4 protein-coding genes and 6 rRNA genes are annotated in these 16,231 nt (G+C 46.6%); 2 read left to right on the top strand and 8 right to left on the bottom strand.

Annotated features, from left to right (window positions below; genetic code table 11):
• Positions 1–101 precede the first annotated feature (101 nt).
• Entirely contained in the window at positions 102–980 is an 879-nt protein-coding gene (locus tag NYE65_RS13935) for a TetR/AcrR family transcriptional regulator (protein ID WP_340861081.1), read from the bottom strand.
• 189 nt (positions 981–1,169) lie between these two features.
• On the opposite strand from NYE65_RS13935, the gene NYE65_RS13930 reads away from it, so the two are divergent.
• Positions 1,170–4,301 (top strand): efflux RND transporter permease subunit, encoded by a 3,132-nt coding sequence (locus NYE65_RS13930; RefSeq protein ID WP_340861080.1) that lies wholly within the window; start codon positions 1,170–1,172, stop codon positions 4,299–4,301.
• A 214-nt stretch (positions 4,302–4,515) separates the two neighbouring features.
• On the opposite strand, the gene NYE65_RS13925 is transcribed toward NYE65_RS13930, so the two are convergent.
• The 4 genes from NYE65_RS13925 to NYE65_RS13910 form a co-directional block, all read right to left on the bottom strand.
• Positions 4,516–5,355, bottom strand: coding sequence for a tyrosine-type recombinase/integrase (locus NYE65_RS13925; protein WP_340861079.1), 840 nt, complete (start codon positions 5,353–5,355; stop codon positions 4,516–4,518).
• A 256-nt stretch (positions 5,356–5,611) separates the two neighbouring features.
• Positions 5,612–5,727 (bottom strand): 5S ribosomal RNA (gene rrf / locus NYE65_RS13920).
• A gap of 64 nt (positions 5,728–5,791) precedes the next feature.
• A 23S ribosomal RNA gene (locus NYE65_RS13915) occupies positions 5,792–8,724 on the bottom strand.
• A gap of 176 nt (positions 8,725–8,900) precedes the next feature.
• Positions 8,901–10,451 (bottom strand): 16S ribosomal RNA (locus NYE65_RS13910).
• A 555-nt stretch (positions 10,452–11,006) separates the two neighbouring features.
• Here NYE65_RS13910 and NYE65_RS27245 point away from each other — a divergent pair.
• A complete protein-coding gene (locus tag NYE65_RS27245; RefSeq protein ID WP_363929317.1) occupies positions 11,007–11,144 on the top strand; it encodes a DUF3951 domain-containing protein in 138 nt (45 codons plus the stop codon).
• A 185-nt stretch (positions 11,145–11,329) separates the two neighbouring features.
• Here NYE65_RS27245 and rrf (NYE65_RS13905) read toward each other — a convergent pair.
• The 3 genes from rrf (NYE65_RS13905) to NYE65_RS13895 all read right to left on the bottom strand — a co-directional run bounded on the left by rrf (NYE65_RS13905) (position 11,330) and on the right by NYE65_RS13895 (position 16,169).
• A 5S ribosomal RNA gene (gene rrf, locus NYE65_RS13905) occupies positions 11,330–11,445 on the bottom strand.
• Between the two features lie 64 nt (positions 11,446–11,509).
• Positions 11,510–14,442: ribosomal RNA gene (locus tag NYE65_RS13900) — 23S ribosomal RNA — on the bottom strand.
• 176 nt (positions 14,443–14,618) lie between these two features.
• Positions 14,619–16,169, bottom strand: a 16S ribosomal RNA gene (locus NYE65_RS13895).
• The 16S, 23S and 5S rRNA genes sit together here, the layout of an rRNA operon.
• Between the last annotated feature and the right edge of the window lie 62 nt (positions 16,170–16,231).

The raw sequence follows: 16,231 nt of genomic DNA, 5'->3' as shown, positions 1-16,231 counted from the left end.
GTCTTCTTCCCATCACTTTTTACTTTTTCCTAAATCTCCGTTTTTAAATCTCATTAAAAATTTAAATGAAAAAGAGGCTTTCGCCCCTTTCAGTAAAGTCTTCATATATTCAGCAAATAATCCTTCATCAATAAGATAAGCTTTGAACACAAGGGGCTTCTTTTTTCATTTTTTTCCAAAAATAACAAAAGACTTTCCAAGATGATTGAGCTTGGCCTAACCTTTGAAAATTCTTCTTGGAGTGCCTTTAAAGCTTCCGTAATTTTACCTGTTTCCATTCCCTCTTCTTTACGTGTTTCCACTTCCAGCATCCTGGCGATAATCGAATGGATTTCTTCTTTTGGGCTCATATCCCGCATCGAGCAACCTGGTAGGGGAAATTGTTTCAATAATGGATCTTCCATGTTCTCCAGACTTGTGACAATGGAATCCATCCGGTTCAATATGAAGCTAGGTAACAATTCTACATCGAAAGCATTTTGTTTCCTGATCAATATTCCGATATATCCTTTGAAAAGCGAATCTAAAATAATGGTGCAATCGGGCAGAAGATCAGATGAAAGTCCCGGGTATAACTCAATGATTTTACGCTTGAACCAAATCAAGCCCTCTTCATGGATATAATGTAAAAATCCATCTAGTTCCTTGCTGATATGAACCATTTGTTCCTGCATCATCATTTGAATCAAGTTGGTATTTCCCGTCATATGCTCAATGTGAACAGTGATCTGCCTCATGAATTTGTCTTTACTGGACAATGAAGCATCGAGTTCAAGATCAAGTAATGAGTCTGTCAACGCTTCATAATAAAATTTAAAAATGGAGACTAGTAATTCCTCCTTCGATTTAAAATAATTATAAAAGGACCCTTTTGCTATCCCGCATTTTTCAACAATTTCCTGAACCGAAGTTGCATGATAGCCTTTCTCCGCGAAAAGCTCCACAGACTTATCTATGATCATCTTATTTTTTTCTTTCATCAAATTCATCCTATCTCTTAAAATTGTCCACTGGTGACCAACGGGTCACATCCTCCAAATTGTATCCCAAAACCCTTGAAATCACAACGTTAGCACTAACGGATATTATCTATTGCAATCATAATCCATATACTATATATTTGAGTTTGTGACCGACTGGTCACAATTTTATGTATGGAGGGTACAAGCTTGAATTCAATAATTAAATTTTCATTAAAGAATAAATTGGCAATCTGGTTGCTTACCATCATCATCGTTGCAGCTGGTTTATACTCCGGTTTAAACATGAAACAAGAAACCATACCAAGTATCTCCACTCCTTTAATAAGCATCTCCACTGTTTATCCTGGAGCTGCACCTGAAGAAGTAGCAGATAAGCTCACAGACCAGATTGAGCTAAAAGTAACAAATTTGCCAGGAGTCGAATTAGTCAGTTCTTCGTCCATGGCCAATGCCTCTTCCATCCAATTACAATATGATTATGATACGGATATGGATGATGCAGTAAAAGAAGTGAAAGAAGCTTTAGAGAAATTGGAACTGCCAGAGGGAGTAGATGACCCGAGCGTATCTAAATTAGAATTAAACGCTTTTCCTGTCGTCGCACTCAGTGTAACAGATAAGGCTTCTGATTTACCAGCCCTTACAAAAAATGTCGAAGAAGTGTTAGTGCCTAAACTTGAAGGAATTGACGGCGTGACATCCGTATCCATTTCCGGACAGCAAGTAAATGAAGGAAGCCTTGTATTTGACCAGGACAAGATGGCTCAATACGGGCTCGATGAAGAAACCGTAAAGAAGGTTATCCAGGCTGCAAACGTCAGTATGCCACTTGGCATATATAACTTTGATGATAAAGAGAAAACGATCGTTGTGGATGGAAACATTTCCACATTAAAGGACCTGAAAAATATAAAGATACCTTTAACCGGCGGCCCGAAAACAGGAGCGCCAGCACAAACTGGACAGGAAACCAATCAATTATCTCCTGAAATGGAAACAGGTCCTGCCCAACTGCAAAATGTGAAATTATCAGATATTGCCGATGTTAAAATTACCGGTAAGGCTGAATCGATTTCAAGAACAAACGGTAGCGAATCGATTGGAATCCAGGTTACAAGATCACCTGATGCCGATACAGTTGCAATCGTCGATGAAGTAAATGAAGAAGCATCGAATTTCAAAGAAGAGTTTAATGGGGTAAGTGTACACACTACTCTCGATCAAGCTAAACCGATTAAAGATTCCGTTGAAACCATGATCAGCAAGGCACTCTTCGGCTGTCTGTTTGCCGTCATTGTTATCATGCTGTTCCTTAGGAACTTTAAAACGACTCTCATTTCCGTCATTTCGATTCCATTATCCCTGTTAGCAGCCCTTTTAGTGCTTAAACAAATGGATATTTCATTGAATGTCATGACACTTGGGGCCATGACCGTTGCGATTGGCCGAGTCGTCGATGACTCCATTGTCGTCATAGAAAATATTTATAGAAGAATGGCTTTAAAAGGCGAACAATTAAAAGGCGGCGAATTAATACGATCCGCCACTAAGGAAATGTTCATCCCCATCCTTTCATCGACAATCGTTACTGTAGCCGTATACCTGCCTTTAGCAAGCGTTACAGGGCCTGTCGGGGAACTATTCACGCCATTCGCCTTAACAATGGTGTTTGCATTAGTCGCTTCATTAATAATCGCCATCACACTTGTTCCGGCAATGGCAGACTCTTTATTTAAAAAGGGACTATCTAAAAAAGAATTAAAATCACATGAAGAAAAACCAAGCAAACTATCAGCATTCTATCGAAAATCACTGGATTGGTCATTAAACCATAAACTAATCACTTTCGGCACAGCCATTGTATTATTAGTTGGCAGTTTATTCCTAATCCCAAGCATCGGTGTAAGCTTCATGCCTGCAGATGAAGAAAAAACGATCATCGTCACTTACACTCCCGCACCTGGAGAGTTAAAAGAGGATATTGAAAAGCAAACAGAAAAAGTGGAAAAATACTTCATGGATAAAGACGATGTGAAGACCGTTCAATACACACTTGGCGAAAGCATGATGGGCGGAGGCATGATGGGCGGCTCGAGTAACTCGGCTCTCTTCTATGTACTCTATGACGAAGACACCGAAAATTTTGGGGACAAAAAAGAAACCGTCATAAAAGAATTAACTGAACTTGATTCACCTGGAACATGGAAACAACAAGATTTCACATCAACATCAAGCAACGAGACCACTCTGTTTGTTTACGGAAATACACAAAAGGATATTGAACCGGTAATTGATGATATTCAAAATATCATGAAGAAAAATAAAGATTTAAAAGATGTTGATACAAGTCTTTTAGATGCTTATGAGCAATACACTCTAGTTGCAGACCAAGAAAAGCTAAGCGACCTTGGACTGACAGCTGCACAAATTGGCATGTCCATCGCCAATACGAATAAGGATGATGCTTTAACTACCATTAAGAAAGATGGAGAAGAAGTCAAAGTATATGTCGAGACAAAAGAAACGACATTCGAAGACAAAAAAGATCTAGAGAATACGAAAATTTCTTCTCCAATGGGAATGGAAATCCCATTGAAAGAGCTTGTTAAAATCGAAGAAGGCAAAGCTTCCGATACAATCAGCCGCCGCGATGGAAAAATTTATGCCGACGTGTCTGCAACAATCAAATCGGATGATGTGGCAGCAGTGACAGCTGAGGTACAGAAGGAAGTTGATAAATTAGATCTTCCTGCAAGCATCTCTATAGACTACGGCGGAGTGACGGAAGATATCCAAGAATCATTCACTCAACTTGGTATTGCTATGTTAGCGGCAGTTGCTATCGTATACTTTGTCCTAGTGGTTACTTTCCATGGTGGTTTAGCACCAATAGCCATTCTCTTCTCCTTACCATTTACGGTAATCGGGGCATTGGCAGGGCTATTCATTGCAGGTGAGACCATCAGCGTTTCGGCAATGATGGGTGTCCTGATGCTTATAGGTATCGTCGTGACCAATGCCATCGTATTAGTGGACCGTGTTATCAAGAATGAAGAATCCGGGCTATCTACCCGGGAATCTTTACTCGAGGCAGGATCCACCCGTCTACGCCCTATCCTGATGACTGCCCTTGCCACAATCGGCGCTTTAATACCTTTGGCAATCGGTGCGGAAGGCAGTGGATTAATATCACAAGGTTTGGGAATTACCGTTATCGGCGGACTGGTGAGTTCTACATTGCTAACACTTGTAATAGTGCCGGTAGTATATGAATTTATAATGAAAATAGGTAAAAAGAAGAAAAAAACAGTTAAGTAACGAAAAAAAAGAAGAGGGGATTCCTTATTTCAGGTATCCCCTCTTTTTTGATTCAACAATTCATCAATATGTTCGGTCCTTTTGACTGAACTATATTCCTCTTCTTTCAACCTCCCATCTCTAAAGACAAAACGTCCTATTCGTCATTTCCAAGGAATCTGTTTGTTTAAACAAAAAAAGGAAAGATCTCTCTTCCCTTTTTCATTTCTTTATATTAGTGTTTCGTGAAAGTTTGATCTATCGCATTTGCCAGATCCAGCGATTTTTCTTTTAGATAACGCTTCGTTACGTTTAAATCTTTATGACCGGCAAGCTTTGATATCGTTTGTATATCTATTCCATTATCCACTAACCTTTGACAAAAAGTATGTCGCAGTTTATGCGGATGCACATTGTATTTTTTCAATATATATTGAACTGACCTCGGAGTGATCCTTTGATTATAGCTTGAGATGAATAACGGATCTGCTTTTTCTTTTAAAGAAAAAAGATAATTTTGTACATGTTGAATTGCCGATATCGTAAGGGGTACGGATCTGTCGATTTCACCTTTTGCGTTCCGGACAAGTATATAATTCCGATCTGTTTCCATGATGACGTCACGGCCATTTAAGTCACATAATTCGGAGACACGAATTCCAGTATGTAACAAAAGGTAGACGATGGCAATGTTCCTTAGATTCCCTTCTGCTTCTATATCTCTTAACAGTATCTGCTGCTCATCGAGGCTTAAAGTTTCAGGTACCTCAAGCTTGTGCTCCTTAACTTTACGTTCCACAGAAAGCATCACTTGCGGTTTACCTAAAAATTTAAAGAAGACATTTAATGCGATATAGTGTTTTTCGATTGTCCCTGGGCTTTTCTTGCAATTTTCTAAATTATCAAGATAACCCTGAACATCTTCAGAATGGATCTCCATCAATATCTTTTGTGTCTGGTCACAAAACTGTGAAAGGACACCAGTATACGTTTTGATCGTATTAGCTGATTTGCCTTGGTCTCTCAACCATTCAGCAAACGAAAAAATCATTTCATCTTTAGCAGAGGTATCCATCGGCTATTCCCCCAATGACAGTTTCAGAACTATGTTAAGTTTAACATATATCCCTACAGAAACGAAGAATTCTGTCCCTTTGTCTTAAACTGATATGGATAAGACAGATAGCTATAGAAATTCAGATGCATTAATAGTATGTCCTACCATTTATCCTGCATATAACTTTCTTTATGGTCTATAACAGGTTTAAATAATAAGCACTGAAGATAACGAGCTCAAAAAAGACCAGCCGGATGGCTGGTCTTTTCAAATGGCTTGGCGGCGTCCTACTCTCACAGGGGGAAACCCCCAACTACCATCGGCGCTGAAGAGCTTAACTGCCGTGTTCGGAATGGGAACGGGTGTGACCTCTTCGCTATCGCCACCAAACATAAAAGGAACGTTGTTCCTTCAAAACTAGATAATAAGAAGGTATTTCATTTTTTAAAAAGCGTTGGTTAAGTCCTCGATCTATTAGTATCAGTCAGCTCCACATGTCACCATGCTTCCACCTCTGACCTATCAACCTGATCATCTTTCAGGGATCTTACTAGCTTGCGCCATGGGAAATCTCATCTTGAGGGGGGCTTCATGCTTAGATGCTTTCAGCACTTATCCCGTCCGCACGTAGCTACCCAGCTATGCCTTTGGCAAGACAACTGGTACACCAGCGGTGCGTCCATCCCGGTCCTCTCGTACTAAGGACAGCTCCTCTCAAATTTCCTGCGCCCGCGACGGATAGGGACCGAACTGTCTCACGACGTTCTGAACCCAGCTCGCGTACCGCTTTAATGGGCGAACAGCCCAACCCTTGGGACCGACTACAGCCCCAGGATGCGATGAGCCGACATCGAGGTGCCAAACCTCCCCGTCGATGTGGACTCTTGGGGGAGATAAGCCTGTTATCCCCGGGGTAGCTTTTATCCGTTGAGCGATGGCCCTTCCATGCGGAACCACCGGATCACTAAGCCCGACTTTCGTCCCTGCTCGACTTGTAGGTCTCGCAGTCAAGCTCCCTTGTGCCTTTACACTCTACGAATGATTTCCAACCATTCTGAGGGAACCTTTGGGCGCCTCCGTTACTCTTTAGGAGGCGACCGCCCCAGTCAAACTGCCCACCTGACACTGTCTCCCACCCCGATAAGGGGCGCGGGTTAGAATTTCAATACAGCCAGGGTAGTATCCCACCAACGCCTCCACCGAAGCTGGCGCTCCGGCTTCTCAGGCTCCTACCTATCCTGTACAAGCTGTACCAAAATTCAATATCAGGCTGCAGTAAAGCTCCACGGGGTCTTTCCGTCCTGTCGCGGGTAACCTGCATCTTCACAGGTACTATAATTTCACCGAGTCTCTCGTTGAGACAGTGCCCAGATCGTTACACCTTTCGTGCGGGTCGGAACTTACCCGACAAGGAATTTCGCTACCTTAGGACCGTTATAGTTACGGCCGCCGTTTACTGGGGCTTCGGTTCAAAGCTTCGCTTGCGCTAACCTCTCCCCTTAACCTTCCAGCACCGGGCAGGTGTCAGCCCCTATACTTCGCCTTGCGGCTTCGCAGAGACCTGTGTTTTTGCTAAACAGTCGCCTGGGCCTATTCACTGCGGCTTTTCTGGGCTATTCACCCTAAAAAGCACCCCTTCTCCCGAAGTTACGGGGTCATTTTGCCGAGTTCCTTAACGAGAGTTCTCTCGCACACCTTAGGATTCTCTCCTCGCCTACCTGTGTCGGTTTGCGGTACGGGCACCTTACATCTCACTAGAGGCTTTTCTTGGCAGCGTGGAATCAGGAACTTCGGTACTATATTTCCCTCGCCATCACAGCTCCGCCTTAATGGAAACGGGATTTGCCTCGTTTCCGGCCTAACTGCTTGGACGCGCATATCCAACAGCGCGCTTACCCTATCCTTCTGCGTCCCCCCATCGTTCAAACGATGTATAGGTGGTACAGGAATATCAACCTGTTGTCCATCGCCTACGCCTTTCGGCCTCGGCTTAGGTCCCGACTAACCCTGAGCGGACGAGCCTTCCTCAGGAAACCTTAGGCATTCGGTGGAAGGGATTCTCACCCTTCTTTCGCTACTCATACCGGCATTCTCACTTCTAAGCGCTCCACCAGTCCTTCCGGTCTGACTTCAACGCCCTTAGAACGCTCTCCTACCATCGACACCATACGGTGTCAATCCACAGCTTCGGTGATACGTTTAGCCCCGGTACATTTTCGGCGCGGAGTCACTCGACCAGTGAGCTATTACGCACTCTTTAAATGGTGGCTGCTTCTAAGCCAACATCCTGGTTGTCTAAGCAACTCCACATCCTTTTCCACTTAACGTATACTTTGGGACCTTAGCTGGTGGTCTGGGCTGTTTCCCTTTCGACTACGGATCTTATCACTCGCAGTCTGACTCCCAAGAATAAGTATTTGGCATTCGGAGTTTGACTGAATTCGGTAACCCGTTGGGGGCCCCTAGTCCAATCAGTGCTCTACCTCCAATACTCTCATCTTGAGGCTAGCCCTAAAGCTATTTCGGAGAGAACCAGCTATCTCCAGGTTCGATTGGAATTTCTCCGCTACCCACACCTCATCCCCGCACTTTTCAACGTGCGTGGGTTCGGGCCTCCATTCAGTGTTACCTGAACTTCACCCTGGACATGGGTAGATCACCTGGTTTCGGGTCTACGACCTCATACTCATTCGCCCTATTCAGACTCGCTTTCGCTGCGGCTCCGTCTCATCAACTTAACCTCGCATGAAATCGTAACTCGCCGGTTCATTCTACAAAAGGCACGCCATTACCCATTAACGGGCTTTGACTACTTGTAGGCACACGGTTTCAGGATCTATTTCACTCCCCTTCCGGGGTGCTTTTCACCTTTCCCTCACGGTACTGGTTCACTATCGGTCACTAGGGAGTATTTAGCCTTGGGAGATGGTCCTCCCTGCTTCCGACGGGATTTCTCGTGTCCCGCCGTACTCAGGATCCACTCAGGAGGGAACGAAGTTTCAACTACAGGGTTTTTACCTTCTTCGACGGACCTTTCCAGGTCGCTTCATTTACCCCGTTCCTTTGTAACTCCATGTTGAGTGTCCTACAACCCCAAGAGGCAAGCCTCTTGGTTTGGGCTAATTCCGTTTCGCTCGCCGCTACTCAGGAAATCGCGTTTGCTTTCTCTTCCTCCGGGTACTTAGATGTTTCAGTTCCCCGGGTCTGCCTTCAGTACCCTATGTATTCAGGTAAAGATACTGTTCCATTACGAACAGTGGGTTTCCCCATTCGGAAATCTCCGGATCAAAGCTTACTTACAGCTCCCCGAAGCATATCGGTGTTAGTCCCGTCCTTCATCGGCTCCTAGTGCCAAGGCATCCACCGTGCGCCCTTTCTAACTTAACCGTTAAAAAAGATCTTACAGATGCTTTGAAAAAAATTAATTGCCTTCTATCTATTATCTAGTTTTCAAGGAACAAAGCAGAAAGAATCCATCACATCGTGATGTTTGTCTTTCCTATTTGAATGAATTACTCATTCAAAACTGAACAAAACAAAAGCGCTCTCGTAATTATCCTTAGAAAGGAGGTGATCCAGCCGCACCTTCCGATACGGCTACCTTGTTACGACTTCACCCCAATCATCTGTCCCACCTTAGGCGGCTGGCTCCATGAAGGTTACCTCACCGACTTCGGGTGTTACAAACTCTCGTGGTGTGACGGGCGGTGTGTACAAGGCCCGGGAACGTATTCACCGCGGCATGCTGATCCGCGATTACTAGCGATTCCGGCTTCATGCAGGCGAGTTGCAGCCTGCAATCCGAACTGAGAATGGCTTTATGGGATTCGCTTACCTTCGCAGGTTTGCAGCCCTTTGTACCATCCATTGTAGCACGTGTGTAGCCCAGGTCATAAGGGGCATGATGATTTGACGTCATCCCCACCTTCCTCCGGTTTGTCACCGGCAGTCACCTTAGAGTGCCCAACTGAATGCTGGCAACTAAGATCAAGGGTTGCGCTCGTTGCGGGACTTAACCCAACATCTCACGACACGAGCTGACGACAACCATGCACCACCTGTCACTCTGTCCCCCGAAGGGGAAAGCCCTATCTCTAGGGTTGTCAGAGGATGTCAAGACCTGGTAAGGTTCTTCGCGTTGCTTCGAATTAAACCACATGCTCCACCGCTTGTGCGGGCCCCCGTCAATTCCTTTGAGTTTCAGCCTTGCGGCCGTACTCCCCAGGCGGAGTGCTTAATGCGTTAGCTGCAGCACTAAAGGGCGGAAACCCTCTAACACTTAGCACTCATCGTTTACGGCGTGGACTACCAGGGTATCTAATCCTGTTTGCTCCCCACGCTTTCGCGCCTCAGTGTCAGTTACAGACCAGAAAGTCGCCTTCGCCACTGGTGTTCCTCCAAATCTCTACGCATTTCACCGCTACACTTGGAATTCCACTTTCCTCTTCTGCACTCAAGTTCCCCAGTTTCCAATGACCCTCCACGGTTGAGCCGTGGGCTTTCACATCAGACTTAAGGAACCACCTGCGCGCGCTTTACGCCCAATAATTCCGGACAACGCTTGCCACCTACGTATTACCGCGGCTGCTGGCACGTAGTTAGCCGTGGCTTTCTGGTTAGGTACCGTCAAGGTACCAGCAGTTACTCTGGTACTTGTTCTTCCCTAACAACAGAACTTTACGACCCGAAGGCCTTCTTCGTTCACGCGGCGTTGCTCCGTCAGACTTTCGTCCATTGCGGAAGATTCCCTACTGCTGCCTCCCGTAGGAGTCTGGGCCGTGTCTCAGTCCCAGTGTGGCCGATCACCCTCTCAGGTCGGCTACGCATCGTCGCCTTGGTGAGCCATTACCTCACCAACTAGCTAATGCGCCGCGGGCCCATCTATAAGTGACAGCGTAAACCGTCTTTCCATCTTCTCTCATGCGAGAAAAGAACGTATCCGGTATTAGCTCCGGTTTCCCGAAGTTATCCCAGTCTTATAGGCAGGTTGCCCACGTGTTACTCACCCGTCCGCCGCTAATCTCAGGGAGCAAGCTCCCATCGATTCGCTCGACTTGCATGTATTAGGCACGCCGCCAGCGTTCGTCCTGAGCCAGGATCAAACTCTCCGAAGAAATGTTTGACTTGCTCATTTGCTTTTTTGATAGTGTGTGCTCACTTAAAATTTAACGTTGGCGCTTTGTTTTGTTCAGTTTTCAAAGAGCAATCTCCACAATCGTTCTTTCGAACGGCTGTTTATTCATCATAACATCTTATTGATTAGTTGTCAACTTCTACGAAGTTTTTAACTTATTTTAAATCGCTGTGTTTTTCAGCGACCATTTCATCTTATCATTTTCATAGTAAGAAGTCAATAGTTATTATTTCTTTCAGCAATCAGCCAAAAGCGATGATGTTTTTGCGTTTGTCTTAGTTGGTGCTTATTTATATTAATCCTTTCCCACCATTAAGTCAACACATTTCACAATAAATAATTCTTTTTCTTAAAGTTAGGTGAAGAATGCTTCAAGATCCTTTTTACTAGTTGGACAGATCTGAAGGTATCCCTGCAAAACCTTAATGATTTTTATTTTTTGCGCTGTTTTCGTAAAGATCGTTGTTTTGAACAAAGGGATAGTAGGGGATATAGTGAGATGAAGTAGTAAGCAATCTTTTTAAGGAGTAATTAAATGGCATATGCTTATAGTCCATTTGTTATTACTGTAATATGCTTTGTTTGTTATCGGCTGATTAAAAAGAAATCAGCACCTTCAAATAGATACACACCTTATGATGACATCACAATGGAAATTAAAGATGACATATAAAACCGTTACAGGATACTACAAATCACCACATTCAATATGAAGAGAAATCGAATAACGACAAGACCATTTAAACAGCCTTTAATTATGTGTGCAAGAAAGCGGCACTGTATGCGAAAAAAGATGGCTGTTTCCATGACCTTATGAACACAAAAAAAGATCAGCCCGATGGCTGATCTTTTTAAATGGCTTGGCGGCGTCCTACTCTCACAGGGGGAAACCCCCAACTACCATCGGCGCTGACGAGCTTAACTGCCGTGTTCGGAATGGGAACGGGTGTGACCTCTTCGCTATCGCCACCAAACATAAAAGGAACGTTGTTCCTTCAAAACTAGATAATAAGAAGGTATTTCATTTTTTAAAAAGCGTTGGTTAAGTCCTCGATCTATTAGTATCAGTCAGCTCCACATGTCACCATGCTTCCACCTCTGACCTATCAACCTGATCATCTTTCAGGGATCTTACTAGCTTGCGCCATGGGAAATCTCATCTTGAGGGGGGCTTCATGCTTAGATGCTTTCAGCACTTATCCCGTCCGCACGTAGCTACCCAGCTATGCCTTTGGCAAGACAACTGGTACACCAGCGGTGCGTCCATCCCGGTCCTCTCGTACTAAGGACAGCTCCTCTCAAATTTCCTGCGCCCGCGACGGATAGGGACCGAACTGTCTCACGACGTTCTGAACCCAGCTCGCGTACCGCTTTAATGGGCGAACAGCCCAACCCTTGGGACCGACTACAGCCCCAGGATGCGATGAGCCGACATCGAGGTGCCAAACCTCCCCGTCGATGTGGACTCTTGGGGGAGATAAGCCTGTTATCCCCGGGGTAGCTTTTATCCGTTGAGCGATGGCCCTTCCATGCGGAACCACCGGATCACTAAGCCCGACTTTCGTCCCTGCTCGACTTGTAGGTCTCGCAGTCAAGCTCCCTTGTGCCTTTACACTCTACGAATGATTTCCAACCATTCTGAGGGAACCTTTGGGCGCCTCCGTTACTCTTTAGGAGGCGACCGCCCCAGTCAAACTGCCCACCTGACACTGTCTCCCACCCCGATAAGGGGCGCGGGTTAGAATTTCAATACAGCCAGGGTAGTATCCCACCAACGCCTCCACCGAAGCTGGCGCTCCGGCTTCTCAGGCTCCTACCTATCCTGTACAAGCTGTACCAAAATTCAATATCAGGCTGCAGTAAAGCTCCACGGGGTCTTTCCGTCCTGTCGCGGGTAACCTGCATCTTCACAGGTACTATAATTTCACCGAGTCTCTCGTTGAGACAGTGCCCAGATCGTTACACCTTTCGTGCGGGTCGGAACTTACCCGACAAGGAATTTCGCTACCTTAGGACCGTTATAGTTACGGCCGCCGTTTACTGGGGCTTCGGTTCAAAGCTTCGCTTGCGCTAACCTCTCCCCTTAACCTTCCAGCACCGGGCAGGTGTCAGCCCCTATACTTCGCCTTGCGGCTTCGCAGAGACCTGTGTTTTTGCTAAACAGTCGCCTGGGCCTATTCACTGCGGCTTTTCTGGGCTATTCACCCTAAAAAGCACCCCTTCTCCCGAAGTTACGGGGTCATTTTGCCGAGTTCCTTAACGAGAGTTCTCTCGCACACCTTAGGATTCTCTCCTCGCCTACCTGTGTCGGTTTGCGGTACGGGCACCTTACATCTCACTAGAGGCTTTTCTTGGCAGCGTGGAATCAGGAACTTCGGTACTATATTTCCCTCGCCATCACAGCTCCGCCTTAATGGAAACGGGATTTGCCTCGTTTCCGGCCTAACTGCTTGGACGCGCATATCCAACAGCGCGCTTACCCTATCCTTCTGCGTCCCCCCATCGTTCAAACGATGTATAGGTGGTACAGGAATATCAACCTGTTGTCCATCGCCTACGCCTTTCGGCCTCGGCTTAGGTCCCGACTAACCCTGAGCGGACGAGCCTTCCTCAGGAAACCTTAGGCATTCGGTGGAAGGGATTCTCACCCTTCTTTCGCTACTCATACCGGCATTCTCACTTCTAAGCGCTCCACCAGTCCTTCCGGTCTGACTTCAACGCCCTTAGAACGCTCTCCTACCATCGACACCATACGGTGTCAATCCACAGCTTCGGTGATACGTTTAGCCCCGGTACATTTTCGGCGCGGAGTCACTCGACCAGTGAGCTATTACGCACTCTTTAAATGGTGGCTGCTTCTAAGCCAACATCCTGGTTGTCTAAGCAACTCCACATCCTTTTCCACTTAACGTATACTTTGGGACCTTAGCTGGTGGTCTGGGCTGTTTCCCTTTCGACTACGGATCTTATCACTCGCAGTCTGACTCCCAAGAATAAGTATTTGGCATTCGGAGTTTGACTGAATTCGGTAACCCGTTGGGGGCCCCTAGTCCAATCAGTGCTCTACCTCCAATACTCTCATCTTGAGGCTAGCCCTAAAGCTATTTCGGAGAGAACCAGCTATCTCCAGGTTCGATTGGAATTTCTCCGCTACCCACACCTCATCCCCGCACTTTTCAACGTGCGTGGGTTCGGGCCTCCATTCAGTGTTACCTGAACTTCACCCTGGACATGGGTAGATCACCTGGTTTCGGGTCTACGACCTCATACTCATTCGCCCTATTCAGACTCGCTTTCGCTGCGGCTCCGTCTCATCAACTTAACCTCGCATGAAATCGTAACTCGCCGGTTCATTCTACAAAAGGCACGCCATTACCCATTAACGGGCTTTGACTACTTGTAGGCACACGGTTTCAGGATCTATTTCACTCCCCTTCCGGGGTGCTTTTCACCTTTCCCTCACGGTACTGGTTCACTATCGGTCACTAGGGAGTATTTAGCCTTGGGAGATGGTCCTCCCTGCTTCCGACGGGATTTCTCGTGTCCCGCCGTACTCAGGATCCACTCAGGAGGGAACGAAGTTTCAACTACAGGGTTTTTACCTTCTTCGACGGACCTTTCCAGGTCGCTTCATTTACCCCGTTCCTTTGTAACTCCATGTTGAGTGTCCTACAACCCCAAGAGGCAAGCCTCTTGGTTTGGGCTAATTCCGTTTCGCTCGCCGCTACTCAGGAAATCGCGTTTGCTTTCTCTTCCTCCGGGTACTTAGATGTTTCAGTTCCCCGGGTCTGCCTTCAGTACCCTATGTATTCAGGTAAAGATACTGTTCCATTACGAACAGTGGGTTTCCCCATTCGGAAATCTCCGGATCAAAGCTTACTTACAGCTCCCCGAAGCATATCGGTGTTAGTCCCGTCCTTCATCGGCTCCTAGTGCCAAGGCATCCACCGTGCGCCCTTTCTAACTTAACCGTTAAAAAAGATCTTACAGATGCTTTGAAAAAAATTAATTGCCTTCTATCTATTATCTAGTTTTCAAGGAACAAAGCAGAAAGAATCCATCACATCGTGATGTTTGTCTTTCCTATTTGAATGAATTACTCATTCAAAACTGAACAAAACAAAAGCGCTCTCGTAATTATCCTTAGAAAGGAGGTGATCCAGCCGCACCTTCCGATACGGCTACCTTGTTACGACTTCACCCCAATCATCTGTCCCACCTTAGGCGGCTGGCTCCATGAAGGTTACCTCACCGACTTCGGGTGTTACAAACTCTCGTGGTGTGACGGGCGGTGTGTACAAGGCCCGGGAACGTATTCACCGCGGCATGCTGATCCGCGATTACTAGCGATTCCGGCTTCATGCAGGCGAGTTGCAGCCTGCAATCCGAACTGAGAATGGCTTTATGGGATTCGCTTACCTTCGCAGGTTTGCAGCCCTTTGTACCATCCATTGTAGCACGTGTGTAGCCCAGGTCATAAGGGGCATGATGATTTGACGTCATCCCCACCTTCCTCCGGTTTGTCACCGGCAGTCACCTTAGAGTGCCCAACTGAATGCTGGCAACTAAGATCAAGGGTTGCGCTCGTTGCGGGACTTAACCCAACATCTCACGACACGAGCTGACGACAACCATGCACCACCTGTCACTCTGTCCCCCGAAGGGGAAAGCCCTATCTCTAGGGTTGTCAGAGGATGTCAAGACCTGGTAAGGTTCTTCGCGTTGCTTCGAATTAAACCACATGCTCCACCGCTTGTGCGGGCCCCCGTCAATTCCTTTGAGTTTCAGCCTTGCGGCCGTACTCCCCAGGCGGAGTGCTTAATGCGTTAGCTGCAGCACTAAAGGGCGGAAACCCTCTAACACTTAGCACTCATCGTTTACGGCGTGGACTACCAGGGTATCTAATCCTGTTTGCTCCCCACGCTTTCGCGCCTCAGTGTCAGTTACAGACCAGAAAGTCGCCTTCGCCACTGGTGTTCCTCCAAATCTCTACGCATTTCACCGCTACACTTGGAATTCCACTTTCCTCTTCTGCACTCAAGTTCCCCAGTTTCCAATGACCCTCCACGGTTGAGCCGTGGGCTTTCACATCAGACTTAAGGAACCACCTGCGCGCGCTTTACGCCCAATAATTCCGGACAACGCTTGCCACCTACGTATTACCGCGGCTGCTGGCACGTAGTTAGCCGTGGCTTTCTGGTTAGGTACCGTCAAGGTACCAGCAGTTACTCTGGTACTTGTTCTTCCCTAACAACAGAACTTTACGACCCGAAGGCCTTCTTCGTTCACGCGGCGTTGCTCCGTCAGACTTTCGTCCATTGCGGAAGATTCCCTACTGCTGCCTCCCGTAGGAGTCTGGGCCGTGTCTCAGTCCCAGTGTGGCCGATCACCCTCTCAGGTCGGCTACGCATCGTCGCCTTGGTGAGCCATTACCTCACCAACTAGCTAATGCGCCGCGGGCCCATCTATAAGTGACAGCGTAAACCGTCTTTCCATCTTCTCTCATGCGAGAAAAGAACGTATCCGGTATTAGCTCCGGTTTCCCGAAGTTATCCCAGTCTTATAGGCAGGTTGCCCACGTGTTACTCACCCGTCCGCCGCTAATCTCAGGGAGCAAGCTCCCATCGATTCGCTCGACTTGCATGTATTAGGCACGCCGCCAGCGTTCGTCCTGAGCCAGGATCAAACTCTCCGAAGAAATGTTTGACTTGCTCATTTGCTTTTTTGATAGTGTGTGCTCACTTAAAATTTAACGTTGGC

It is taken from the genome of Peribacillus sp. FSL R5-0717 (assembly GCF_038002945.1).
GTDB classification, from domain to species: domain Bacteria; phylum Bacillota; class Bacilli; order Bacillales; family DSM-1321; genus Peribacillus; species Peribacillus frigoritolerans.
This window is presented reverse-complemented; position numbering and strand designations above follow the sequence as displayed.